The sequence below is a fragment of the Paenibacillus sp. FW101-FHT12H11 genome (genome assembly GCF_058790355.1).
The window spans coordinates 336,114-361,662 of sequence record NZ_JBYTCO010000009.1; the positions used below are offsets into that span (position 1 = coordinate 336,114).

At 45.8% G+C, this 25,549-nt stretch carries 27 protein-coding genes and 1 riboswitch; of the genes, 11 read left to right on the forward strand and 16 right to left on the reverse strand.

Annotated elements, in window-relative coordinates; all coding sequences use genetic code 11:
- Positions 1–29: 29 nt before the first annotated feature.
- Positions 30–929 (reverse strand): LysR substrate-binding domain-containing protein, encoded by a 900-nt coding sequence (locus tag AC3WTJ_RS27660; protein WP_492524525.1) that lies wholly within the window; start codon positions 927–929, stop codon positions 30–32.
- A gap of 169 nt (positions 930–1,098) precedes the next feature.
- Here AC3WTJ_RS27660 and AC3WTJ_RS27665 point away from each other — a divergent pair, with 169 nt between their 5' ends.
- From AC3WTJ_RS27665 to AC3WTJ_RS27680, 4 genes are read left to right on the forward strand one after another with little or no spacing between them, the layout of a single operon-like run.
- The gene (locus AC3WTJ_RS27665) at positions 1,099–2,061 is read left to right on the forward strand and encodes an ABC transporter ATP-binding protein (protein WP_492524526.1); all 963 of its coding nucleotides are present in this window, start codon (positions 1,099–1,101) and stop codon (positions 2,059–2,061) included.
- A gap of 39 nt (positions 2,062–2,100) precedes the next feature.
- Positions 2,101–3,198, forward strand: coding sequence for an ABC transporter substrate-binding protein (locus AC3WTJ_RS27670; protein WP_492524527.1), 1,098 nt, complete (start codon positions 2,101–2,103; stop codon positions 3,196–3,198).
- A 24-nt stretch (positions 3,199–3,222) separates the two neighbouring features.
- The gene (locus AC3WTJ_RS27675; protein ID WP_492524528.1) at positions 3,223–4,881 is read left to right on the forward strand and encodes an ABC transporter permease; all 1,659 of its coding nucleotides are present in this window, start codon (positions 3,223–3,225) and stop codon (positions 4,879–4,881) included.
- Positions 4,878–6,179 carry an MBL fold metallo-hydrolase gene (locus AC3WTJ_RS27680; RefSeq protein ID WP_492524529.1) on the forward strand — a complete coding sequence of 434 codons (1,302 nt, stop codon included), beginning with the start codon at positions 4,878–4,880 and terminating at the stop codon, positions 6,177–6,179. The genes AC3WTJ_RS27675 and AC3WTJ_RS27680 overlap by 4 nt, the downstream gene beginning before the upstream one ends.
- Before the next feature lie 12 nt (positions 6,180–6,191).
- On the opposite strand, the gene AC3WTJ_RS27685 is transcribed toward AC3WTJ_RS27680, so the two are convergent.
- From AC3WTJ_RS27685 to AC3WTJ_RS27720, 8 genes are all read right to left on the reverse strand, one after another.
- The gene (locus AC3WTJ_RS27685; protein ID WP_492524530.1) at positions 6,192–6,755 is read right to left on the reverse strand and encodes a 5' nucleotidase, NT5C type; all 564 of its coding nucleotides are present in this window, start codon (positions 6,753–6,755) and stop codon (positions 6,192–6,194) included.
- Positions 6,756–6,781: 26 nt separating this feature from the next.
- On the reverse strand, positions 6,782–7,426 hold the full coding sequence (locus AC3WTJ_RS27690; protein WP_492524531.1) for a pentapeptide repeat-containing protein: 645 nt from the start codon (positions 7,424–7,426) through the stop codon (positions 6,782–6,784).
- Between the two features lie 34 nt (positions 7,427–7,460).
- Positions 7,461–8,069: a sigma-70 family RNA polymerase sigma factor gene (locus AC3WTJ_RS27695; protein ID WP_492524532.1), complete on the reverse strand. Its 609-nt coding sequence runs from the start codon at positions 8,067–8,069 to the stop codon at positions 7,461–7,463.
- A 277-nt stretch (positions 8,070–8,346) separates the two neighbouring features.
- Complete coding sequence (locus AC3WTJ_RS27700) at positions 8,347–9,090, reverse strand: TerC family protein (protein WP_492524533.1); 744 nt, start codon at positions 9,088–9,090, stop codon at positions 8,347–8,349.
- Positions 9,091–9,123: 33 nt separating this feature from the next.
- Positions 9,124–9,300, reverse strand: a complete 177-nt coding sequence (locus AC3WTJ_RS27705; protein WP_492524584.1) for a TerD family protein — start codon at positions 9,298–9,300, stop codon at positions 9,124–9,126.
- A 52-nt stretch (positions 9,301–9,352) separates the two neighbouring features.
- Positions 9,353–9,940 carry a TerD family protein gene (locus AC3WTJ_RS27710; protein ID WP_492524534.1) on the reverse strand — a complete coding sequence of 196 codons (588 nt, stop codon included), beginning with the start codon at positions 9,938–9,940 and terminating at the stop codon, positions 9,353–9,355.
- Positions 9,941–9,972: 32 nt separating this feature from the next.
- Entirely contained in the window at positions 9,973–10,554 is a 582-nt protein-coding gene (locus AC3WTJ_RS27715) for a TerD family protein (protein WP_127453072.1), read from the reverse strand.
- Between the two features lie 28 nt (positions 10,555–10,582).
- Positions 10,583–11,182 (reverse strand): TerD family protein, encoded by a 600-nt coding sequence (locus tag AC3WTJ_RS27720; protein ID WP_492524535.1) that lies wholly within the window; start codon positions 11,180–11,182, stop codon positions 10,583–10,585.
- Between the two features lie 237 nt (positions 11,183–11,419).
- Between AC3WTJ_RS27720 and AC3WTJ_RS27725 the strand changes: the two genes are divergently transcribed.
- Genes AC3WTJ_RS27725 through AC3WTJ_RS27745 form a run of 5 tightly spaced genes read left to right on the forward strand, consistent with a single transcriptional unit; the run spans position 11,420 to position 16,549 of the window.
- On the forward strand, positions 11,420–12,940 hold the full coding sequence (locus AC3WTJ_RS27725; RefSeq protein WP_492524536.1) for a spore germination protein: 1,521 nt from the start codon (positions 11,420–11,422) through the stop codon (positions 12,938–12,940).
- Entirely contained in the window at positions 12,933–14,021 is a 1,089-nt protein-coding gene (locus AC3WTJ_RS27730; protein ID WP_492524537.1) for a GerAB/ArcD/ProY family transporter, read from the forward strand. Before AC3WTJ_RS27725 ends, AC3WTJ_RS27730 begins: the two co-directional genes overlap by 8 nt.
- Positions 14,018–15,232, forward strand: a complete 1,215-nt coding sequence (locus AC3WTJ_RS27735; RefSeq protein WP_492524538.1) for a Ger(x)C family spore germination protein — start codon at positions 14,018–14,020, stop codon at positions 15,230–15,232. The genes AC3WTJ_RS27730 and AC3WTJ_RS27735 overlap by 4 nt, the downstream gene beginning before the upstream one ends.
- A complete protein-coding gene (locus AC3WTJ_RS27740; RefSeq protein WP_492524539.1) occupies positions 15,229–15,456 on the forward strand; it encodes a hypothetical protein in 228 nt (75 codons plus the stop codon). Before AC3WTJ_RS27735 ends, AC3WTJ_RS27740 begins: the two co-directional genes overlap by 4 nt.
- A 16-nt stretch (positions 15,457–15,472) precedes the next feature.
- Positions 15,473–16,549, forward strand: coding sequence for a GerAB/ArcD/ProY family transporter (locus AC3WTJ_RS27745; RefSeq protein ID WP_492524540.1), 1,077 nt, complete (start codon positions 15,473–15,475; stop codon positions 16,547–16,549).
- A gap of 63 nt (positions 16,550–16,612) precedes the next feature.
- Here the strand turns inward: AC3WTJ_RS27745 and AC3WTJ_RS27750 are convergent, their stop codons facing one another.
- Positions 16,613–17,317, reverse strand: coding sequence for a CAP domain-containing protein (locus AC3WTJ_RS27750; protein WP_492524541.1), 705 nt, complete (start codon positions 17,315–17,317; stop codon positions 16,613–16,615).
- 4 nt (positions 17,318–17,321) lie between these two features.
- A riboswitch (cyclic di-AMP (ydaO/yuaA leader) is annotated at positions 17,322–17,457 on the reverse strand.
- A gap of 179 nt (positions 17,458–17,636) precedes the next feature.
- Between AC3WTJ_RS27750 and AC3WTJ_RS27755 the strand changes: the two genes are divergently transcribed.
- Positions 17,637–17,870: an alpha/beta-type small acid-soluble spore protein gene (locus AC3WTJ_RS27755; RefSeq protein ID WP_127453088.1), complete on the forward strand. Its 234-nt coding sequence runs from the start codon at positions 17,637–17,639 to the stop codon at positions 17,868–17,870.
- A 53-nt stretch (positions 17,871–17,923) separates the two neighbouring features.
- Here AC3WTJ_RS27755 and AC3WTJ_RS27760 read toward each other — a convergent pair whose 3' ends face one another.
- Positions 17,924–18,769 carry an ATP-dependent DNA ligase gene (locus AC3WTJ_RS27760; protein ID WP_492524542.1) on the reverse strand — a complete coding sequence of 282 codons (846 nt, stop codon included), beginning with the start codon at positions 18,767–18,769 and terminating at the stop codon, positions 17,924–17,926.
- A gap of 182 nt (positions 18,770–18,951) precedes the next feature.
- Between AC3WTJ_RS27760 and AC3WTJ_RS27765 the strand changes: the two genes are divergently transcribed.
- Positions 18,952–19,128, forward strand: coding sequence for a hypothetical protein (locus AC3WTJ_RS27765; protein ID WP_164819526.1), 177 nt, complete (start codon positions 18,952–18,954; stop codon positions 19,126–19,128).
- A 76-nt stretch (positions 19,129–19,204) separates the two neighbouring features.
- Here the strand turns inward: AC3WTJ_RS27765 and AC3WTJ_RS27770 are convergent, their stop codons facing one another.
- From AC3WTJ_RS27770 to rpmF, 5 genes are all read right to left on the reverse strand, one after another.
- Positions 19,205–20,734 carry an extracellular solute-binding protein gene (locus AC3WTJ_RS27770; RefSeq protein WP_492524543.1) on the reverse strand — a complete coding sequence of 510 codons (1,530 nt, stop codon included), beginning with the start codon at positions 20,732–20,734 and terminating at the stop codon, positions 19,205–19,207.
- Positions 20,735–20,805: 71 nt separating this feature from the next.
- A complete protein-coding gene (locus tag AC3WTJ_RS27775) occupies positions 20,806–21,684 on the reverse strand; it encodes a carbohydrate ABC transporter permease (RefSeq protein ID WP_127453092.1) in 879 nt (292 codons plus the stop codon).
- 17 nt (positions 21,685–21,701) lie between these two features.
- Entirely contained in the window at positions 21,702–22,559 is an 858-nt protein-coding gene (locus AC3WTJ_RS27780) for an ABC transporter permease (RefSeq protein WP_492524585.1), read from the reverse strand.
- 353 nt (positions 22,560–22,912) lie between these two features.
- Positions 22,913–25,177: a helix-turn-helix domain-containing protein gene (locus AC3WTJ_RS27785; protein WP_492524544.1), complete on the reverse strand. Its 2,265-nt coding sequence runs from the start codon at positions 25,175–25,177 to the stop codon at positions 22,913–22,915.
- A gap of 96 nt (positions 25,178–25,273) precedes the next feature.
- Complete coding sequence (gene rpmF / locus AC3WTJ_RS27790) at positions 25,274–25,450, reverse strand: 50S ribosomal protein L32 (protein WP_028553571.1); 177 nt, start codon at positions 25,448–25,450, stop codon at positions 25,274–25,276.
- Positions 25,451–25,549 lie beyond the last annotated feature (99 nt).

Here is a 25,549-nt window from a genome sequence, read left to right on the forward strand (position 1 = left end):
AGCTGAACGTGTCTTTTTTGTAAAAGATTTTACTCACTCTGGAAAGAATCACGCAAGTACTGGAAAAAACTATCAAAGAATGAGGACCGAATCCGATCTTCGTTGTATGTGAAATAGATATAACGTTTAAAGGGATTTTGGGGGATTTCACGATACACCAGCTCGTCTCGCTGCATCTCTTTTGCAATTGCCATCTTTGAAATAATCGAGACGCTGTCGCCGGTTAAGACCGCTTGCTTGATGGCCTCCAAGGAGTCCATTTCCATGACGGGTTTCAGTTCAATGCCTAAGCTTTTGGCCCATTTTAATGTCATGGTACGCGTGCTAGACTCTTGTCCATGCAAAATAAAAGGAACGTCCTTTAATACCTCTGGATGAAGATTAGGTTGCCTCGCCAAGCGATGTTTCGGGTTAAAAAAGAAAACCAGTTCGTCCTCACATAACGTTTCCCCGATCAGGGGCGCCCACTGAAAGGGCTCCGCCGACATAATGCCAATATCGATTTCATGATTTAAAAGCATTTCTTGAATGACAGGAGAGGTCCTGATGGTAAGTGAAATTGAAATTTGCGGATAAAGTTTAGAGAAACCACTTAAAATGCTCGGAAGCACATACGTGCCAGGCACGTAACTTGCTCCAATCTTCAAATGTCCGCTGCCTCTCTCATCAAACTCCTTAACAACTCTCTCCGCTTCTTGAGCCAACGCATTAATCTTCTTTGCATAGTGGTTCAAGGATTGTCCCGCTTCTGTCAAATGCACTTTTCCTGCTTTTGAATAAAATAAACCTACGCCTAACTCTTGCTCCAAGCTTTTCATATGAAAGGAAACCGTCGGCTGCTTCAACCCTAATTGATCGGCAACTGTGGTAATTCGTTTGTGTTTATCCAGTAGCTCTACGATTTGCAGCTTAATTAAATTCCAGTTCATTGCGAAACTCTCCTTATCCATCATGGCCTGCAGAATCATTATAGAAAAAATCTATGGAGAATAATAGTTTCCCAACAAAAACTTAACAATAGATTTACCTTAAGTTGACACTCCGCTAATTTTGCTCGCCTAAACTAAGATTGTTCCTAAGAACGGAAGGAAGCTTGAGATGACTTTACAACTTCACGGTATCAACAAATCCTTCGGCGCCTCGCCGGCGCTCAAGGACATTCAACTAACTCTTGCCAAAGGGAAATTTACAACTTTGTTAGGACCATCTGGGTGCGGTAAGACAACATTGCTCCGAATCATTGCAGGTCTAGAATCTCCAGATCAAGGTGAGATTCATTTCGGAGATGTTTGTCTCTTCTCCAAGAGCCGCAGAATTAACCGCCCGGTCCATCAACGAGATTTTGGTATGGTGTTTCAGGATTTTGCCCTTTGGCCGCATTTGACGGTCTTGGAAAATGTTGCTTTTGGACTCAAGGCAAAAGGCGATACAACAAATTGGCGTCAACGTGCAATGGAAGCTATTGACTTGGTTCAACTTATGGGAATGGAGAAGCGATATCCCCATCAACTGTCCGGCGGACAACAACAGCGGGTCGCACTTGCCCGGGCCATTGTGGTTCGTCCACAGCTTGTCTTATTCGATGAGCCCATGAGTGCTTTAGACGCTCTATTGCGCGAAGAAATGCGTATCGAACTTATGAATCTGGTACGAAATATTGGCTTCACGGCCATTTATGTAACACACGACCAGATCGAAGCCATGTCCATGTCGGATGAAATTGTTGTCATGCAAAGCGGGGTCATTTTGCAAAAAGACACACCTGAGGCCATTTATCGTAAGCCTACCCACCCGTTTACAGCCCGTTTTATCGGTAAGACCAACTGGTTGGAAACGGACAAGCGGCTCATTCGCCCTGAACATATCCATTGGGAACGCTTGACGGAACATGACCTTGTGTATTCAGGGGTAGTTCAAGCTATCAGCTATATCGGCGAACGCTATGAAATCAGTGTAGATGTTGGTGAAAAAGAAGTTTGGATGGCCTATCATCCATCACGATTGGCGATAGGTGAAAATGTAAACCTTTATATTTCAAAAGAACAGATTCATGAATTGTAATGAGTTGAAATCAACCAAAATTGAGAGGGTGCATGTAAAATGAAAACGAAAATGAAGAAGAACTTTCAAATGAGTACCATTGCTTTGATGTCCGTTCTATTAGGTGTTAGCTTAACTGGCTGCGGCACAGCAAACAAAACCTCCAATTCAAGCCCATCTACAGCTACTCCAGCTGCTTCAACGGCTGCTGCAACAGTGGCACCAACGCCTGAGGCAAAAAAGCTTAGCGGAAAAATTGTTGTTTACAGTGCAGGCCCGGCTGATCTAGCCACCAATATCCAAAAAGGCTTTAAAGCCAAAACAGGTGTGGAAGTTGAAATGTTCCAAGGCACAACAGGTAAAATTTTAGCTCGTATGGAAGCTGAGAAAGCAAATCCTGTTGTTGACGTAGTTGTCTTAGCATCCCTTCCTTCAGCAATCGGTATGACAAAAAGTGGATTAACTCTACCTTTCAAAGAAGCTAAAAATGCCGACAAGTTGATTGCGGATTATTCCGATAAAGATGGAAATTATTTCAGCTACAGCCTGTCTGCACTAGGTATTGCTTATAACACTAAGACTGTTACTAACCCTCCAAAAGAGTGGAGCGATCTAACCAAACCAGAATGGAAAGATAAAGTGAATATTCCGGATCCTGCTCAGTCTGGTTCAGCACTTGATTTCATGACAGGCTACGCGAATAAAAACGGTGATTCTGCTTGGGACTTGTTTGGTAAAGTGAAAGCTAATGGCGCTATTATTGCAGGTGCAAACCAAGAAGCTATGGATCCTGTTATTTCCGGTGCTAAAAGCATCGTAATGGCAAGCGTTGACTACATGACATATGCCTCCAAAGCAAAAGGCGAGCCAATTGATTTAATTTATCCTGCAAGTGGGACAGTCATCTCACCACGCCCTGCCATGATTATGAAGTCCAGTAAAAATGTAGATGCATCTAAGGCATTTATTGAATACCTACTTTCTGACGAAGCGCAAAAAATGGTTACTGACTCCTACCTGCTTTCCGGACGCAGTGATATCCAAGTACAAGGAAGAGTAAGCGCGAAAGACATTCCTGCCATTAAGGTTGACTGGAATTGGATGAATGATAATCAAGCCGGCGTGACACAGAAATTTACGCAACTGTTCAAAAAGTAAGCTCCGGACGGGGATGACGATTAAATGGTATTCAAACGTACGGGGACGTTTCTGGCATTGCTGCTTCTAGCCATGCTGGTCGTCCTTCCTCTTTTATTTGTATCGTTCAAAAGTATTTGGGTGAATGGCTCACTCGATTTATTGGCACCCATTCGGGTCGTTTTGGAGAAGGATCTGACTGGTGTATTCAGTCACTCTTTGATGCTCGGTATATGGGTCGTGGTTGGTTGTACGCTGCTTGCGCTGCCCTTAGCTTGGACTATGGCCAAAACACCGCTTCGCAAGCATCGTTGGCTCGATATTGTGCTGCTCATACCTTTCATGACACCGCCGTATATTGGCTCCATGGGATGGATCTTATTTATGCAGCCTCGCGGTTATCTTGAGCAATTTTTTCCAGGGGCGCAATGGATTAGCAGCCAGTTCTTCAGCTTATTTGGAATGATTACGATCATGAGCCTTCATTTGTTTCCGTTTCTCTACTTAATTTTACGTAATGCAATTCTCCAAATTGGCAGCAACAAAGAAGAGGCTGCTGCTGTTCACGGGGCTAGCTTCTTTTATTCGCTACGCCGTGTCATGCTGCCGCTAGTGTTCTCCAGCTATATCATGGGCGCACTGCTAATCTTCGTCAAAACTTTGGCTGAATTCGGTACACCGGCAACATTCGGCCGGCGAATCGGGTATTTCGTGTTAACGACCGAAATCCAAGCCTCAATCTCTAGTTGGCCTGTCGACTTTGGGAAAGCAACATCGTTAGCTTCCCTATTATTATTGGCTTGTCTTGTACTTTGGTACATCCAATCGGTAGTAGTTCGCCGGAATTCTTATAATCTTGTCGGCGGCAAAGGCACCCGTGACAAAGTTTCCTTCTATCTCGGCTGGCAGCAAGCGATAGCCTGGCTTTATGTAGCTCTGTTACTCGCTGCATCCATTGGCATCCCGTATTTCTCCATCATTTCAGCTTCGCTGATGAAGCTCCGCGGAGGCGGGCTGGCGTGGAACAATCTAACGCTGCTTCATTACGGCGAGCTGCTGAAATGGGGCTCACCAAGCATGAAGGCGCTGTTGAACAGCCTAGGGCTCGCTCTGCTCGCCGCTTGCTTAGCAGCCGCGCTTGGCACCTGGTTCGCCTTAACGATCGGCCGTGCCAAGCGGCTGCCGCAGCGCATAACTGATATGTTCAGCCTGCTGCCGAACACAGTACCTGATATGATCCTCGTCGTTGGACTCATTATGTTATGGAATGCGCCATGGATGCCGCTGCATCTCTACAACACCTACGGCATGGTTGTCCTCACTTACGTGGTGTTCTTCCTGCCGTATACGGTCCAATACGTCAAGGCACGTAACGGCCAGCTGGACGAATCCTTGCGGCAAGCCGGGCAAGTCTTCGGCGGGCAACCCTTGTACGTGTTCCGACGTATTGTTCTGCCACTGCTGCTGCCGGGTATTGTCGCCGGCTGGATGATGACCTTCACCATCTCGCTTAGAGAGCTAGTCGCCTCGCTGATGGTGCTTCCGCCGTCGATGCAAACGTCGGCCACCTATATTTTTGCTCAATTTGAACAAGGCCAAATTTCGCTCGGCATGGCGATGGCCGTCGTTTCCGTCGGTCTCACAACGGTGCTGCTGCTTATTGTGAACAACATGAATACAAACAGAAAGTGGAATGTGGAATGATGCAATTGAACGTTTGGGGCGGCGCTGGCGAGCACGGCCGCTCCTGTTATTGGATAGGTAATGAACAGACATCCATTTTACTCGATTGTGGTGTAAAACGGGAGGGATTCGGAGAATATCCACTGATGGATCCGACCAAGGTTGCGGAATTGGACGCTGTATTTCTTTCTCACGCGCATGAGGATCACTCAATCGCTATCCCTTCCCTATACAAGCTAGGTTATTCCGGCAAGGTATATACGACCCGCCTAACCGCTCAACAGCTTCCTGGGTATTATGCCTCTTGGGAGAAACATGTCAAACTGCAAGGTGGAGCACTGCCTTACGATGAAGCGGATATCGCGCGTGTCCAATACGCTTTCATCGAAGACATGGCCCCGCCTCAGCAATGGATTGAGCTCTCTTCAACACTTCGCATATGTTGGGGGCGTAGCGGTCATATGTTGGGTTCGATATGGATGCTTCTAGAAATCGATGGTAAGCGATTGTTTTTTTCCGGAGATTACAGCGAAGATGCCCTGCTTCTGGGCACAGATGTACCAGAGGACATCATCAATGGAGGCATTCCTCTAGATGCAGCGATTATTGATGCCGCTTATAGCACCGATACCGAATACCAGAGCGAGAAGCTGGAGAAACTTTTCACTACGGCTGAGGAGATTTTAAATGAAGGTGGTCAACTGCTGCTGCCTGTTCCTGTTTGCGGTAGAGGGCAAGACTTGCTCCTGCTTATGCGTCAGCGTTTCCCCAAAACGCCGATACGGGCCGAATATGAGCTCATTCAGGCTATGGAACTAATGCTGCAACACGCCGATTGGTTGAAACCAGGCATGGAACGCATCCTTACAGAGGCTTTAAGCAATGGATCCTTTGAATTCATCCACAATGAGGATCAACGTGAACGATTATTCCATGAGGATATAGCCAATTCACGGGCAGCTATCTGGTTCACAAGTGATGGGATGATGCAATCTCCCAAATCTCAATGGTACTACGAGCAGTTTCGCACAAACATGACGAATGGCATTCTTTTAACCGGGCACGTCGCTATGGGAACAAGAGCACAGCGGCTTCTAGCGATGAGCGATGAAGACCGCGGCTGTCAATTGAGAATGGTTCGATACAAGATCCATCAAGGGTTGCCTGATGTGCGCAAAATGACGCAATCGTTAAGCAGCAAACATAAGCTTCTAGTCCATGCTCCAAAAAAAGAAACAGATGCCCTGCTTAAGCAGCTAGCATCTGAAGGCATTGAACATTTACTTTCCTTACAACCGGGTGATACAGTCAATTTGTAACTATACCGCTTATTATGATTTCAGCTCTTCCCACAACTGATCCCAAGAAGTTATCCGAGGCAAATTGAGATGCTGATTGTAGGATCGGTCTTTTACATAAGCTTTCACTGGCAATTGAGATAAAGTTTCAAGCACTTTCGGCTTATCGTCGAAATAATAATCCAATTGCAAGTCCTCGATAATATGTACTTTCTCGGAATCACTCATTCCGCAAAAGAAATGACCTTCCGCAACGGGAAAACCATTTTGAATAAGCCACTCTCGTGTCCGTTCCGTATGCTCTTTCGCTCTTGCCGTAATATAGTAAACCTCATGGCCCTGTTTAACTAACTCGTGTAAGATCTCACGTGCATGCGGGAATGGAGCACAGTCGGAGTAATAAATATCATCGCGGAGGCTCAGCCAGAGCTTCCCTCCCTCTTCTTTCGTCAACCCGAAAGCGTCATGAATCTCCATGGTAGTTAGAGCCTGAAACACATCCAACCCGATATTTTGATTCAGCTTGCGATTATAAATGTGAAAAGCATGTTCTCTTAAATTAATGAGTGTATCATCAATATCAAAACCAAATTTCACCGTTGCCCCTCATTTCACTAGTACCTTTATTCCTTTAGTATAAGCCCAAAAAGACTTGCAAATACAGAAGCTTGCCCTCTCGAAATGATGCAGCCGCGTAATTCTTCCACACCCACGCCTAGACTAGTGAAATCGCAGGAACTAAGATCGATTCCAGCCAATTTGGCTCCCGTGAACTGAGCACGATCCAGCTTACATGTCTCAAAGTACATCTTTTGCAGGGTTGTCTCATAGAAATCAGCACTTAAAAGCGAACACACTTCAAAAGCAACTTGTCTGAAATTAGCCATCCGGAAATTAACATAATCCCCTAAACAGGAATCAAACAGCACATTACGAATGGTCGCTCCTGTCAAATCCATCCCGATAATTTTGCAATTTCTAAATTCAGTTCTGTGAATTGTAGCTTCTCCGAAATCTACATTCGATAAATCACATTTCTCGAAAATGACGTCGGTCAGTTCAATGTCTTTCATAGCAATTCGTGTGAAGGTGACATTTCGAAAAATAATTTTATCAAAAGCAACTTTTGACGCTTTCTGATTATCCATTGTACAATCGCTTATAATTCCAGTGTGAAAGCTATCTTCCGAGTTCAGCCCCTCATCGGGCAGTGATATCGAAGGCAACTCTTTCGGCATCTTTGGTGCTTCAATTTTGAAAGTGCTCATTCGGATGCTCCTCTGTCTACTAGAATGATTATGTTTAAAAAATAATAACCGATGTCAGGCTCTGCAGCATAAAGAATAGCGAACCCCACTTACGTTTAATGAAGTTTCGGCCGCGAAATAGCCTTGTTTTGATTGTCGTAACAGGTAAGTTCACTTCTTTGCTAATGTCTTCCAGAGACATATCTAGAAAGTATTTATACACGATCAACGTTTTATATTTATCGGGCAGCTCGCGAATCATCAGTTCTACCTGTTCGGCTGTTTCTTGCTCAATTAATTGAAGTTCAGGCGTTTTCTCAAGGCTTGTCAACTTATCATAAAAAGGCAGCGCATCTTGAAACGGATTTGGATTCGTATCCATGGACAACTCCGACTTCTTTTTACGCAAAAAATCAATGGTCACATTTTTGCCTATGCTGAAAATCCAAGTAGAGAAACTTTTGCTTGCGTCAAAGCGATGGGAGTGCTGATACGCCCGTAGAAACGTCTCTTGTACGACATCCTCCGAATCCGATTTGTTACGCAACATCCGATAGGCTAACCGGTAAATTCTGTCCTTATACAGCTCAAGAAGTCGGCTGAACGCTTTGGAATCCCCTTGAGTCCACATTGTTGCAAGCTGACTATCGCTTAATTGCAGCATGTTACAGCTCCTTTTTCTTAACTGCCATCTTTTCGACTCTATCTTTATATTCTACCAAATCGAATCAAAAAAAAGAAACCTTTACAGGTTCCATAGGTGTCTATTTATCGATAAATTTGGACACAGATTCTGCTTTTTCAGAGGCTGCGACGACAATGAGCACGAGAATGATTCCACTGAGTATAAACCCGCCTATTATCATGCTGTGCACCTTCTTTGAATAGTTTGAGAATATCTTATTCAAAGATATGATGCACAGTGTCAATTAAGCACTCTTTTAATTATGAGATTCTGTCTTGTTCTTATTGCGAAGTAGACTGAGAACAATAGTACCGCCAAACAGAACAATAATGACTGAGAAGAAGAGAACATGGGAGATATGAACACCGAAAGCGCCTAAGATCATCTTAAGACCGATAACGATAATAAGAATGAACGCTGTTTTCTCCAATTCCGGAATTTTATCAATTAATTTCAGGAAGACTTGCGCCACGCCTCTCATCATGAGTACGCCCAAAATACCTCCGAGGAACAATACCCACACCTTTTCGCTGACACCAAAAGCAGCAAGCACGCTGTCCACACTAAATGCAATATCCATCACTTCTACCGCTAATACTGTACGCCAGAAGGAAAGACCTTTGTTCTTCACTTCGCCATTCTCATCCTCTTCATGTTTCTTGAAGAAGAGATTACTGATTGCGATCCAGAGGAGATAAAGACCACCAAGTACTTTAATCCATGTAATTTGAACTAAGAATGTACCCACACCGATAGCTACAAATCTAAAGATGTAAGCACCAATAAGTCCGTAAAATAACGCCTTTTTTTGCTGTTCCTTAGGTAAATGTCTAACCATAACTGCGAGTACCAACGCATTATCCGCCGAAAGCAAGCCCTCTAAGATAACAAGTGTACCGATTATCCCCCAGTTTACGGGATCTGTCACTGTTTCCGATAACACTTCCCAGCTAAAAAAGCTAAGAAAGTTATTGATGAAACTCTGAAAAAAATCTGTCATGCGCCTTGCCCCTCCTGTAATTATCCCTAGTATTTACTGCCTGCAACCCACTCTCATCCCCATCCGAGGAGTCATATCCAATTGCGCTAAATTCGTACTCTGCGCGTATCTATATAATTCTCCTGCAACTATAGCTGTCTCGATGGAGAAGTGATTTTCCAGTTCATATTCCAGCATATCATGCCTAGTGCTTGGATGAAGTATGCCTATTGGCTAGCAAAGGGGTGATGCCTAAACTGCACCACCCCACCTAGTTTAAGCTTTACTCCGCATCAAGTCCATAATTTTTGCATAATGCTTGAAGACCGCCTTGGAAGCCGCTTCCAACCGCTTGGAATTTCCATTCCTGACCTTGGCTGTCTCGGTATAACTCACAAATGACAACCGCAGTTTCAATTGAAAAATCTTCCCCTAGATCATAGCGTAAAATTTCTTGATTTGTTACTTCATCGAAAAGACGAACGAACGCATTGGACACTTGTCCGAAATTCTGATTGCGGCTTGCTGCATCATGGATAGTTACGGCAATACCGATACGGTGGATATGCGCAGGGATTTTCGAGAAATCAACCTTGATCTGCTCGTCATCTCCGTCTCCATCACCGGTCCGGTTGTCTCCCGTATGTTGAACCGAACCATTTCCACCAATCAAATTGTTATAAAAAATGAAATCCTCAATGCCTTTGGCTTTATTGTCTGCATGCAGCAGAAAAGCCGAAGCATCTAAATCGAAAGAATGACCGCCGGAATATTTGTTGGTATCCCAGCCTAAACCGATAATCGCCTTCGTTAAACCAGGGTTTGTTTTGGTTAAGTCAATTCTTTGACCTTTGGACAAGGAGATTGCCATATCCAACAGCTCCTTAGAATATTTTTGACTTATTAGGAAGTTTGCAAGCCGTAATCACGAGCTAGTCCACCAAGACCATCTTTGTAGCCGCTTCCGATTGCGCTGAATTTCCACTCGCCACTGTGACGGTACAACTCGCCAATTACTACGCCTGTTTCGATAGAGAAGTCTTCGCCAAGATCGTAACGAATCAATTCCGCACCAGATCCTTCGTTAAGGATACGCACATAGGCATTAGACACTTGTCCGAAATTTTGGCTCCTTACATCCGCCTCATGAATCGTAATACAGAATGCGATTTTTTCTATTTCAGCTGGCACATTAGCCAGATCCACGCTAACTTGCTCATCATCCCCGTCTCCAGCACCTGTACGGTTGTCACCGTTATGAATGATGGATCCATTCGCATTTTTGCGGTTGTTATAGAAAATAAAGTCAGCTTCAGAATTCACTTTGCCAGCTGCGTTCACACAGAAAAGGGAAGCGTCTAAATCGAAGTCTTTACCGCCATCATATTTATTCGTGTCCCAACCTAAGCCAACAACCACTTTCGTCAAACCTGGGTTTGATTTTGTCAAATCAACTTTTTGACCTTTAGATAATGAAATCGCCATAGATAATGACCTCGCTTTGTATAGTGGATTAAGTGTAGCGTTTAACTAATTGACCAATTGTCGTATCCGTGCTGGCTTCACCAATCGCATTGAATTTCCATTCGCCGCTATGACGGTATATTTCACCGACGATCAAAGAAGTTTTCCCAGCATAGTTATCCGTTAAATTAAATTTAACCAATTCTTGATTATTGGAATCATTCAGAATTCGAATATAAGCCGATTGAATCAGACCGAAATCCTGCTTTCTATTAACGCAATCGTAGATATTTACGACGAAAATGATTTTATGAACGTCAGCAGGCACTTGACTCAAGTTAACCGAAATTTGCTCGTCATCGCCATCGCCTTCACCTGTACGGTTATCTCCGGAGTGAACAACGGAGCCATCGGGACTTTGCAAATTCGCGAAGTACACGACATTTTTCTCTTTTGTCAGTTTACCATTCGCATCCAATAAAATCACTGAAGCGTCGCAATCGATCTCGACCGTTGTTTTTTTCGTTCCGAAAAAGCCTTTTTTCTCAAGCACAGCAGGATCCCAACCGAGACCTACAACCACTTTAGTAAGACCAGCATTTCCTTTTGTTAAATCGATCTTTTGACCTTTGACCAAACTGATAGTCAATCAGGCCACCTCCTTCACAACTTGTTTTGTAGTACGCTCAATACTTTGATACGGATGAACGCCCATCACGTTTCACAAGTTTCGATTAATTTTTCAGACTCCATACATATTTTTACTTTACAACACTATTTTATCCAAAATTCGCTAATTTTTTTGTTTGATCGATCCTGGAAGAATTGGTTTAGCAACCAGCTTAATTGGACAAACAGATAATTATCACATCTAAGGAGCGTTCTCATGGATGCAAGTTTGTCGAATTCATTGGAAGCTGTTTCCTACTCACTCGATGATAACCTTCGAACTCTTCAGGTTATATATACAAAATGCAAAGATGTCAATTTCCACGATTTCCTTATTGGAGGAACAACCAGAGCCCTCATCGTTTATATCGAAGGGATGGTTAATCTTGAATCATTGGATCGAAACGTCCTAAGTCCTTTACTTAGCGAGACTATAGAAGAATGGAATTACACGGAAAAGGAACTGTCATCCATGATTTCCATCTCGGACGTCAAGGAGGCTTTGACATTCTCGGACATCATTGCTCATCTTTCTGTGGGCAATGTCGAACTTTTCATCGATGGAATTCCTTTGGCATACTCGCTAGGTCTCGCTCAATGGGAAAAGAGAAACATCGAGGAACCGTCGGCAGAATCCGTTATTCGCGGCCCACGCGAGGGATTTACAGAAACAATGTCTGTTAATACAGCCATGCTTCGGAGGAAAATTAAAAGTCCCTCCCTCAAAATGGTTTCGTACAAAATAGGAAAACACACACGCACGGAAGTCGTCGTTATTTACATGGAGGGCATCGCCAACGAGGGGCTCATTCAGGAAGTTGAGCAACGGATTGCCGAAATTGAGATCGACGGCATTCTGGAAAGCGGATATATCGAGGGGTTAATTGAAGATCATCCGCTGTCCCCTTTTCCGCAAATTCAAGTAACGGAACGTCCGGATGTTGTCTCCGCGGCGCTTCTGGAGGGCCGTACAGCCATTCTGGTAGATGGAACGCCATTTTCGTTGATAGCGCCCGCCACTCTGTTTTCGCTTTTGCAATCGCCAGAGGACTATTATCAACGATTTATTATCGGAACCTTAATTCGATGGCTGCGCTATATGTTTTTTTTCATAACACTGCTGCTCCCGTCTTTGTATGTGGCTATTTTGACCTTTCATCAAGAGATGGTTCCCACATCCCTTTTGCTTAGCATTGCAAAGTCCAGAGAGGATATTCCGTTTCCCGCACTCGTTGAAGCTCTGCTCATGGAAGTTTCTTTCGAAGCACTCCGCGAAGCCGGTGTCCGTCTCCCTAAGCAGGTAGGTGCCGCTGTCAGTATCGTAGGCGCGCTCGTCATCGGACAAGCCGCAACCTCTGCGGGTTTGGTGTCGGCTCCAATGGTCATGGTGGTGGCTATCACGGGAATCGCCTCCTTCATGATGCCGCAGTATTCCACTGGCATTGCTTTGCGAATGCTCCGATTTCCCATCATGATTTTATCGGGAATTCTAGGGCTGCTAGGACTCATGCTTGGATTTATTGTCATCGTGATCCACCTCTGCTCCTTAAGGTCGCTTGGCGTTCCTTACCTGCAGCCACTTGCGCCGATTAAAGCAAAAGAGTTGAAAGATGTACTCATTCGTGCGCCAATCTGGTCCATGCGGACCCGCCCTAAATTTACCGGAAAGATGAATGCGATTCGGCAGCCCTCTGGACAAAAACCAGACTCGCCAAAAGGGGATGACATTCATGATTGAAAAGGGACGTATCTCCCCGCTTCAATTAGCCATCATTATGCATCCGACTGTCCTCGCTACCGCCACTTTATCTGTCCCGTCCATCACGATGAGAACCGCCGGCATTGATATGTGGATGACACCGCTGATTTCGGCAATGGTAGGGCTGTTGTCAGTGATTGTCATGTATCGTCTGTATATCAAATATCCGGAATTAACCTTCATCCAATATACGGAATCAATTCTCGGCGTGTACGCAGGTAAGGCACTCTCCGGCTTCTTTCTCGTGTCGTTTATCTTTACGAATGGGCTCGTTCTGCGCGAATACGGGGAATTTGTCATCGGTAACTTTTTACATGAGACACCGATAGCACTCGTCATTTTTTGTATGGTCGCTGTATGTGCGTATGTCTTATATGAGGGAATTGAGGTGCTCGCCAGAGTCTCGCAAATCCTTATTCCTTCGGCTGTGCTCATCATTTTCATCATGCTGATCTTGATGATTCCTGATCTTCATCCCAAAGAGATGTTTCCTATTCTGGGAGATGGCCCGCTTCCCCTACTAGTGGGGTCACTTGTCCCCTCATCTTGGTTTACCCAGTTTTTTATGCTGTCGTTTCTTTATCCATTTTTGAATAAAAAGCGGCATGTTTTGCAGTGGAGCTTCCTTAGCGTCGGCATTGTCATGATCACCTTGCTTACGATTAATCTGACCATCTTATTAATGTTCGGATCACTTACGGTTCAATTCAATTACGCTTTCCTCATTGCCGTACGTTATATTTCCATCTCTGACTTTCTGGAACATATAGAAGCACTAGTGATGACAATTTGGATCATTGGGATGTTCATTAAAGTATCGTTGATCTACTATGCCACCGTGCTTGGTACGGCGCAATGTTTGGGGCTCTCTGATTATCGGCCTCTTATCATTCCGGTTGGCTTTCTGATACTGCTGCTCAGCTTTTGGGTTTCTCCCAATTTTCAGGAGCTCATGCATGCTATAGGAACTACTATCCCTTTTTTAGCATTGATCACACAGCTTGGTGTTCCCTCCATGCTTCTACTTGCCGCTTCTTTCAGAAAGGGGCAGCAAGGATGAAAGCGTTGCTGAAGCTACTTTTACTGGCAAGTCTCTTCACTCCGCTGCTGACAAGCTGCTGGGATCGGACGGAAGTGAACGATTTGGCGCTCGTCACCGGAGCAGCGATTGATAAATATGACGACACTTCGATCGAATTAACGATACAGATTTTTATTCCACGAAGTCCCGGGGGCGGCGGCGGCGGGTTGGAAAGCAGCAACAAAGGGGGCAGCATTCAAACTTCCCTCGTCAAATCCGCGGTAGGCGTAGATATTGCGGATGCGGTTTCTAAGATTCAAGAGAAGATGCCGCGCAAAATTTTCTGGGGTCATACCGAAATCATTATTTTCGGTGAGTCTGTCGCGCGACAAGGGGTTCGAGACGAGGTCGATTATCTAATGAGAGCGCCTCAGCCGCGAGAGCGCGCCTTTATGTATATTTGCAAGGGAAGCGCACGCGAAATTCTCGAAATGAATACACGGCTGGAGCGGAACTCCTCAGAGATTATGAGGGAAATTGCCAAGAGCAAAATCATCCTTAGTGTAACGTTGGCGGATTTGGCACACATGTTGGCGAATCAGTCCGGCGCTGCCGCCCTGCCTTTTATTGAGCTCCTTGGGGCGAACACCTCCAGAAATCACGACGACACAGGGAGTTTCACCAATTATACGGCCGTATTCAAAGACGATAAGATGGTCGGCACCATTGACGATCCGACCACCCGCGGCCTGCTTTGGCTCAGGGATGAGATCAAAACAGCCGTCGTTACTGTTACGCCGGAAGGTGTCTCCGGCCATGTCTCCCTTCGACTATTGAAAAGCGAGACGAAGCTGCAGCCAATCATCGAAAACGGCAAGTGGCGCATGAACGTCTGGATTCATACGGAAGATGATGCCTTGCAAAATACAACTTCACTGGATCTCGCCTCCGATCACCAAGCTGTTAAACGCGTGGAAGCCGCTATGAACGACGACATTGAAGAGCGTGTCGCCGTTGCTTTGCGAAAGGTTCAGCAAGGTTTCAAAGCCGACATTTTTGATTTCGCTGGGGAATTCCACCGAGCGTACCCCAAGGAATGGCGGCAAAATCAAAAGCGTTGGAACGAGATCTTCCCGAACGTCGAAGTTACGGTACAATCGGATGCCAGAATGCTGCGTCCTGGGCTATCCAGCATCAAGTCTTCTGGGTCCCAAGAAGAAAAAGATAAGGACGAGGAGTATACCAAATGACATCCAAAGACATTCCCCTATGCATGGCCGCGTGCTTGATCATCACAGTCTTTCAGTGGTTTCGCTTGAAAAACAGACCGGCCAAAGAGAAAGCGGCTTATCTCTCTATTATAGCCTTATGCTGGATGCTAGCGATCGCTTTAGTCATGAATCCGAGTATGCCGGGTCCGACGCAGCTGGTAAATTACATTTTCTACCCTCTCGGTAAACTCTTAGATCATTAAAGGAGCAATTACGGACATGCAGATTGGCGGGAAACAATTATTCTGGATGATCTTGACCATGCAGCTGGGGATGACCATTTTACTGACCATAAATCCATCTATCCAAACTGCAAAGCAAGACGCTTGGCTTTCAACCGTTTGCGCAACCGGAATAGGTGCAGGGGTCGCTTATGTTTGCTCACGGCTCAGTGTATATCATCCAGGGCAAACCATCGTAGAATTCTCCAAGAAATTATTTGGTCGATACATTGGCTATATGGTTATGGTGGTGTATTTCATCTACTGGTATAGCGTGCTTGCGATCATCATAAGGCAATACGCAGAGTTCATTGTTGCGACTATTCTTCCCAAAACTCCGATCCTTGTTCCGATGTTAGCCATGCTCCTCGTAGCGATCTATGTAACCTTCTCGGGCTTAGAGGTTATCGCGAGATGCTGCGAAATTTTAGGGCCCTTAACTTTACTTGGGATTGCTATTCCTCTCTTGCTGAGCCTAAAAAATATCCATATTAACAATATCCTTCCCTTCTATGTGGATACCGGTGCGATGACAATCCTAAAAGGAGCGCTGCCCACTTCAACATTTCTTGGGGATTGCATCCTTCTGCTCGTCATCATGGGCTTTCTTTCAAAGCCTCAAGCTGGGGTGAAACCAGCCATACTCGGAGTGGCTGCGGCTGGTCTGTTAACAAGCATTTCGACTTTCTTAATCCTTTCGGTATTCGGACACATCGCCGCGTCGGGCCAAACGTATCCTTACTTTAATCTGATCCGTTATATCTCCTATTTCGACTTTTTTCAAAACCTCGATTCCTTTGTTATCGCCATCTGGATCATTAGTGTGTTCACCAAAGTGTCTCTCTACTTATTCGTTTGCACTTATGGAACAGCTCAAAGCTTCGGTTTTAAAAAATGGCGACGTATGATTTGGTTCGTAGCACCGGTTATCGCGCTGATTACCTTGATTCCTCGGGACTTTATCGATAGTTCCGTGGTATTTCCACAAAAAATCGCGATCCCTTATTTATTACCCATCCATGGGATCATACTGCCACTCTTGATGTGGGGGGTAGCCAAGTTGAAATATAAATAAAGCCCTTGCGAAATCCCACCTGGGAAATCACAAGGGCTGTTTTTTAAAACTCGCTATAGAGCCTTAGTTGCTGATGAATTCCTGCACCCATTCTCCGTTATAATAGGCAACGCCGATTTTCGTGTAATTAGGGTTCAAAATATTTTCACGGTGGCCCGTGCTGTTCATCCAGGCTTCCATGACCGCCTCTGGTGTAGGTTGTCCTTTGGCAATGTTCTCACCTGCATAGGAATAAGGAATGCCATAAGTGCTCATCATATCAAAAGGTGACCCATAAGTCGGCGATGTATGATCAAAATAGTCGTTGTTGTACATATCTTTGGCTTTATCCAGCGCCATAGCTGTAAGTGCACTGTCACTGGTTAGCGCTTGTAGTCCAGCATTTGCTCGCTCCTGGTTAACTAATGTAACAACTTGGCTGGCAAAAGCGGATTGCGCAGATGTAGCTGGCGTTGATGGTGTTTCTGGAGCAGCTGGTGAAGATGGAGCAGGCGCTGACGGGGCTGGTGTTTGAGAGCCTCCGCTTGTCCCTGTGCTGCCAGGAAGGTTCAACGTCATCCCAGGCCAGATCACGTCCGGGTTGGCAACCTGAGGGTTCGCCTGAATCAGTGAAGTGAGGCTCACGCCATACTTCTGGGAGATCAACCACATGGTATCGTTGCCTGACACCGTGTACGTGGCGGATGCCGCCATGGCTCCACTGGAACTCATAAGGACGCTCAGTCCGATAGCACCGGTTACGACTAGCTGTTTATAACGTTTCAACATAAAAATCTCTCCTTTTTGCGGCCTGCGAGGTTAGCTGTCGGATTCGGGTCAAAGAGTAATCACCCGGTCGCTTTCATTGCGACTTCACCCCAAAGAATGGGTCCCCCGTGCTTTCTAAGAAGCTTCGGCCTTCTAAGTTTTTTGACCATAATCGATCTTTCCGATTGTAACACGGGGTTTTTCCGAAAACATGCCGCAAAATTTTCCAACGCTTTGTGAAAGCGCAATCATCGTGCTGTAAAAAAAATTTCCAACACCATGAATAAAAAACCATAACTTCCACAAAATACTCATACACCAAATAAAGGAGCGAATCCAAATGGCTAGCAGTAGAAGCAATACATTACTTGTGCAACAAGCAAAATCAGCTCTTGAGCAAATGAAATACGAGGTCGCTCAGGAACTAGGTATTCAGATTCCTCAGGACGGGTATTATGGCTACATGGCTACTCGTGATACCGGCGCAATCGGCGGACACATTACGAGAAGATTGATTCAAATCGCCGAGCAACAGCTAAGCGGCAGCAGCACAGGTAATTTTAGACGCATGTAATGTACAAAAAAAAGACTGCACCACCACTTCCTCCTTGGTGATCCAGTCTTTTTTTACATCACAAATTCCATGAAAACCGGCGAACGAAGCCTTCCGTTTCTCGTCCAGTTTTTCGTCTTGATTTTGGCCATTAGCCGCGGTTCCATATAAGCAAAATGATTGTCCTCTTTGTAGACTAAGCGGTGCTTCACGCCATCAAGCGCCTTCTGATGCAGAGGCGTTACCCCGGTCTCAATCACCCCAACCGGAATTTTCAAACCATTCGCTGAATCAATGGACGCCAGCAAAGCAAAATTATTTTTCCTGTAACCAGAAATATAAACATCTGCATAAGTCCAGTTAATCACTTTTTGCCATTGCCTGGAGCGTTTGTTGCTCTCGTACTTGAAATTTTCTTTTTTCGACTTCAAAATGATGCCTTCAAGCCCATCCTGCCGGATTTTCTCAAAATAATCCACCGCTTTACCCTCATAAACCTTCACCCTTTTGTACCTGTCAGTCTCGATGAAAGCTTGCTCCAACAGCTCCTTGCGTTTAAGCAAGGGTAATTCAGTGACATCAATTCCCTTGTATTTTAAAATATCAAATGCAAAAAATACAACAGGCGATAAGTCTGTCGGGTTTAAAAATCTGGCTGACATCGCTTCAAAGTCCGGTTTACCTTGATTATCCAAAATAACCAATTCACCGTCAAGGATCGTTCCCTCGGGAAACGGACACTGGAACAACTCAGGAAATTTATGCGTTACCAATTGATTGTCTTTCGTATATACATAGAGTTTGTCTAAATTAGAAAGAATGCACCTGAAACCGTCTAACTTCAGTTCTGCCACATGATGTTTGCTGTTATAAGGTCTATTATCTTTGGCGTCTTGCAAAAGCATAGGAGAAATGAACATATGATATCACCCTACGTTAGATAATACTGCACAGTGATTCATCTGCCTATAGGGACTTGAAGGAAATCGAGGCCTACCCGCTCCATTTTCGACAAAACAAGTGCAAACCCTCTCTACAAAGCGACAATCAAATTCGCAGATCCCGTTTATAATGGAGGTAGATGAATGGGAGGGATGTTCGCATGGACAAGCTATTTATCAAAAGATTGCATACGTTAAACCGTCGCGACGAACTTAGATCAATGCTGCTGCTTGAAGGTATCAAAGCCACTCTCAAACGGAAAAAGGAACTCGGCTTATTTTATAGATTGTTCAAGAAAACGAAGAAGAAACCGATGGTTGCTAAAGGATGGAATTAAACTGCCATACGCATAAGAGGCGTCCGTGAAAGTAGAATTTATCTACCTTCATGGACGCCTTTGCTACTTTACAGCCTTACTTGCCGCTCTTCGCGTATTGCGCGCTGAACTCTTCAATGACTTTATCGCCGCCGGCTTTTCTCCACTGCTCGATCGCTTGCTTCCAGCCTGCCTCATCGATTTTGCCCAGGATATACTTCGTGCGGGCGTCGTCAATGATCGGCTTCAGTTCGCTGCCTTTGGTCGTTTGGGTCTCGGAAACGAGCGGATTCGTCGGGTTATTGACCGCGATGGCCTCATTCTCTTTAATCATTTTGCCATACTTCTCCATCAGAGGCGTTTCTTTCCCCGTCGTTTTCGCTGTATACTTCGCGACTTGAAGTTGCAGATAGCTGGAGCCTACTTCGGTGTCCTGCAGCTTTTGATCAATAAATACCGGTTTGCCGTCTTCGATTTTATAGTGTTTGCCCTCGATGCCCCAGCCCAGCAAATCCAGCATCTTCTGATCGGAGATTTTATCAAAGAAGCCTAGAATTTGTTTCAATTCCGCCTCGGTTTTCACACTTGATTTCGGGAACATGAACACACTGTTATAGCCTACGCCGCCCGGCAATCTCTCGCCTTTGGGCCCTGTGATCCGGGAGACGACGTCCACATCCGAGCCAGGGAACGTTTTGGATAGCGATGCCTGATAACCCGCTCCGTCAATCATATTCGAGATTACCGCTCCAGCTTTGCCCTGGTTGATATCGTCTTTCTTCTGTTGATTGTTCAGAACAGGGAAGTCCTGCTTAATGAGCTTCTCGTCGTAAAGCTTTTTATAAAATTTCATCGCTTCGAAATACTCTGGCGCTAGAAAATCAGGACTTAATTTGCCATCCTTCACTTCCCAGGAATTCGGAGCACCCATAATGGAGGCTATGACGCCAAAACCGTCCATCGTTTTCTCTTCCGTCAAACCAACCGTATCCGCTTTGCCGTTTTTGTCCGGATCATTCAGTGTAAACGCTTTAAAAACGTTATATAAATCATCAAGCGTTTTCGGTGCGCTTAAGCCTACGTTTTTCAACCAGTCGCTGCGGAAAATAACCCCATAGGTGGACAAATCGCGGGCACGAAATAAGCCGTAAATTTTCCCATCCACTTTGATATTGTCAAAAACGGCCGGGTTCATTTTAGACAGATTCGGATAATCCTTGAGGTAAGGACCCACTTCCCAGAACACGCCGGCACGCACAGCGCTCAAAATGTTCGAATCCTTGTTGTTCTGCACAAGCAGCGCCTTTGGAAGCTCACCGGAAGCAATCGTGACATTGACCTTTTCTTTGTAGGAAGAGTTGGGAACCCAGGAGATGTCCAATTTCGTGTTCGTATAAGCTTCAATCTGCTTTTGCACTTCACTGTCCGCTTTGGGCGGCTCTGCATACATGAGTGTCATGACACTTAACTTCAAGGGCTCTTTGCTTACGGGAGCACTGCTAGTACCCGCATTCCCTCCTGCAGCTGGACTCGCTTCGTTCCCACAACCGGCCAGCAGCGCAGCAGCGCCAATCATCATTCCCATTGCAGCCAAACCGTTTTTTCTCATTCCCGCGTATTTTCTCATTGTGGCAATGCCTCCCCATAGTCTTATTTTATATGAATGCTTCCCAATCACAATAGTTTTCGGGAGCCTGTTCAACCTTTTACAGAACCGATCATGACTCCTTTGGCAAAATGCTTCTGAAGGAACGGATAGACGAGCAGAATCGGTACCGTTGAAATGACGATGACGGCCATCTTAATGATTTGCGATGGAGGCGCAATATAATTCTGATCAAACTGCGTCGAATCCCCGATTCCGCCTTGGGATAAGATGACGATTTGCCTCAGCCAGACTTGGATCGGCCACATTTTCGAATCGTTAATGTACATGATCGCGTTGAAAAAGGTGTTCCAATGGCCTACCGCATAAAACAAGGCAAACGTAGCCAGCACTGGCGCCGATAACGGCAGCACAATTCGGAAAAGCAGGCCCACATCGCTGCAGCCGTCAATTTTGGCCGCTTCCTCAAGTCCCTCGGGCAGCTGACGGAAAAAGCTCACAACGACGATGAGGTTAAACGCACTGATCGCATTGGGAATCAGCAGAGACCAGTAGCTGTTCAGCATGCCAAGCGCCTTAACGACAAGGAACGTTGGCAGAATCCCGCCGTGAAACAGCATGGTGAAGACGATCAGCATCATAAACAGCTTTCTTCCTTCAAAATCCTGCCTCGAAAGCGGATAGGCGAGCAGCGAGGTGAACAAAAGATTGATAAACGTACCGACCACTGTAATGCCGATCGTCACGAACAAGCTGTTCACAATCGTTTGTGTCGAGAAAATGTAGCGATAACCTTCCAACGAGAAGGAAGTAGGGAACAAAATGAATCCCCGTCTGAGCACCTCTTCCGGCTCTGCAAATGAAACCGATATGATGTAGATAAACGGCAGCAGCGTGACGAGAGCAAACAATGCCAGAAACGTGTAATTGAAGCCGTCAAAGATGCGGCTGCCTATGCTTTTGTTAATCATTAAACATGACTCCCTTCTTAGTACAGGCCGCTTTCGCCGAATTTTTTGGCCAACCGATTAGCCCCAACCACCAGCACCAGCCCAATGATCGACTTAAACAATCCGACTGCCGTACTGTAGCTGAACTGGCCTTGCTGAATCCCGACATTGTAAACGTAGGTGTCAAATACTTCGCCTACCTCGCGGTTCATGGCGTTCAGCATTAAGAAGATCTGTTCAAAGCCCGTATCGAGGAACGACCCCAGCCGAAGAATAAATAAAATGACAATCACACTGCGGATCGCAGGAAGCGTAATATGCCACAATTGGCGAAAACGGTTCGCCCCATCGATTCTTGCCGCTTCATATAGCTGTGGGTCCACCCCAGCCAGCGCTGCCAGGAAAATAATCGTTCCCCAGCCTGTTTCTTTCCATACCACTTGCGAAACGATCATCGTTCGAAACCACTCGCTTGAGATAAGGAATTCCATTTTCGGCAGGCCCAACGAAACCAGCAGGTCGTTGACGATGCCTCCTTCTGTCGTGAAAAAGATGTAGGAGATCCCAACCACAACCACCCAGGAAACGAAGTGGGGGATGTAGACAATCGTTTGAATGCTGCGCTTGAAAACTTCCCTGCGCACTTCATTTAATAACAGGGCCAGGATGATCGGCAGCGGGAAGAAAAAAAACAGATTGTATACAGCGAGAATAATTGTATTTTTGAAAAGCATCCCGAATGAAGCGTCAAAAAAGAACCTCTCAAAATGTTTGAAACCCACCCATTTGCTGTGCAGCATCCCAAGTGCCGGCTGATAGTCCTGAAAGGAGATCAACAGCCCCCACATGGGGAAATAACGAAAAATAATAAAATAGAGCATGCCAGGAAGCGCCATCGCATACAGCCATTTGTTTTTCAGCAAACGGTTGATTCTCGTGCGGGCTTTGCTTCTCGCAGCCGTATCCGCTTTTACCGGTCTGGAAGTCAGTTCCACGTTGACTCGTCCTCCTCGTTTGTTTTGACATGGTTAGCGTATCGAGACTGGAAATTGCCTGCAATAATCAGCAGCGCTCCATCTGCGAATGAGCAGCCTATTTGCCTGTAAAGCAAGCATTTATAATCATTAGCGGCCCTACGGGTAATCATTTTGAACGCAAAAAAAGAGGCTGTCCCCGTTTGGGAACAACCTCTTTTGATTTTTATCTATCTGAAAGTAGCTAGAATCGGCGCTGCTTGCAAGCAAAATCGTCAACCAATGGCATCCTTGCGCTGTTCCCGGTACTGGCCCGGCGTCATCCCTTCCAGTTTGCGGAACTGGCGGATGAAGTTTTGCGCATTCGTGTACTGCAAACGTTCGGCTATGTCCGTAATCTTCATCTCCGTGCTGCTCAGCCAGCTTTTCGCCATATCATGGCGGTATCCCGCCAAGTACTCACTGAAGCTCATTCCCGCTTCCTTCCGGAACATCCGGCGGATATAATGTGTGCTGTAGTTTAACCGCAGCGCGCACTGCTCCAGCGTCAGCTCACTATCATAATGGGCATGAATGAGATCCATCACCGAGCGGGAAATGCTTTTGCCGGACGATTCGTGACGCTTGCGGGTCAGCTCCATCATCGGATGAATCATCTGCGCTTTAAACCATACTTCGATTTCCTGCGGTGTCTTCAGTCGGAACATGTGCTCATACGCATTCCGTTGATCCGGAAACAGGAGCTCTCCCGTATCGCCCATGTCGTACAAGACGCGGATGAGATCCGTCAGCAGCATGGCAAAAGACATTCGGTAAACGTTAGAATCCGTCTCTACACGCAGGACGTCCTGTATAAACTGATGCAGCAGTTCTTCGGCCTTGTCCTTATCGAGTAAAGCAATAGCCTGCGTTAGCTCCGACACCAGATGGTGCGGGTAATAGTGATGTGAGGCTTGTTTGGGCTTCAAGTCATCGAGATGCAGGATTGCTTTTTCGCCAAGACGAATCCGGTATTGCAGCGCTTCTTTGGCTTCTAGAAATGCCCCTGAAGTCGCAAACAATTGGTCATAAGGTCTGCTGATGCCGATACTTACCTTCAGTCCCAAATATTCGTCTACGGCACTTTGCACCGACATGGCTAGCGCGCTCCATTCACTGAGCAGCTCCATGTGGTTGTCCGTATCACTGCCGACCAAAATCACCTGATAATTGCCAATAGGCATCGCATGAATACGCTGCGGCATCCCAATCAATTCTGCGGCCATATTATTAATCGCAAAAAGCAGCAGATCCTGCTCGCTGGAACGATATCTCGTTTGATCCAACGTATCGATCTGTAAGACCAGTACCGCATAGTTCTTCCAAACAGGCAGCTGGAACCGCTCCGCCTTCTCCTCCATCTCGCCGCGGTACAACTCTCCTTGAAACAGCTTCAGCATGAAGTAGTCCACCAGTTGGCCGGCCTGAATCTTCATCTGCCCTTCCAGCTGCTCTTTCGATTGATGGAGCGAGGCCACCTGCGTGCCGATCCATTGCAGCTCGTCTTTGACGGCAGACCCGCCGCTTTGCGGCTTACTATGGCGCATCGTGAATTCCATGAGACTGCGTACAGGGAAATACATCCGCTTGGATGCCCAATAAGACAGCAGCGCGGCAAAAAGCAGCAGCACAATGCATGCGGTTAACGTCGCCCAGCCGATAGCAGCGGATTCTTTCCTCGCTTCCTCCAGCGGGATCACCGACACATAGGTCCAATTATTGTAACGGGATTGATTATAAATCACGCTATACGGCTGCCCTGATAAGGTACTATTCACATATCCTTGTGTATGGCCTGATTGCTGAATCTCCTTGGCCCATGGCTCGGCAAGAACACTTTGGCCAATCCTCGCGGGATCGCTGTGAATGATAATCTTCATCTTGTCATCCAAGACCATCGTTTCCCTGGTTGAAAAACCGCCCGTCAGCAGCTTGGAGAGTTCCGTGTTCGACATGCGGACGAATAAATACCCTTTCGGCTCGGCGGCCAGAGGTGGAATCGTTTTCACTAGTTTGATTCCTGCAAAAGAAGCATCCTGGTCAGGCAGCCACCGCGATGTATAGACATAAGTAAGCGCGTTGGACGCTTGTGCGGTATCCGTGCCAAAGTAAAAGCCGCCGTCTTTGATATACCAGCCGTTTTGAAGACTGTGCAGCTCCGCTGATTTCACGCCTAATTCATAAGTTTGAACGCCAAGAAGTCCTTTTACCAGCAGATCGATATCTTGAAAATCTTCAATCTCCATGCGTTTCGCCACGGAATTGATGACAAACGGCGTCTCCGCGAAACGTCCGGAAACCTGATCGATTACCTTCAGAATCTGCTCAACCCGGCTTTGCGATTGCTGTAAAATGAACACATTCGCTTCGTTCACCTTGGCCTGAACCGTGGAAGTCGATTGGAAGAAAGCGTATACACCCAAGCACAGCAAAGGCACCGCGCTAATCAGTGAGGTCGTAATCAGCAGTTTAATTAGAAATGATGAGTATCGCGAAGGCATAAGTCCCTCCATTTCGGAAGATTAAACGACAATGGAAAAATACAAAAATGACACCCTAATTGTTTAGAAGTGTCATTTCCGGAGCAATTCATATTATTATTGAGCTTTAACGATCTCTCTACCTTTATATGAACCGCAGTTTTTGCAAACATGATGTGCTTTCTTCAATTCTGCACATTGTTCACACTTCACCATTCCTGGTACTTCCAGTTTAAAGTGAGTACGGCGCTTATCGCGACGTGTTTTGGACGTTCTCCTTTGAGGAACAGCCATTGTCAAAACACCTCTTTTCAGTTACATAAATCAACAAAGAATATAATAACTTTCTTGAACTATATTGTCAATGCTGAGTTGGGATAAAGGTTATATGGA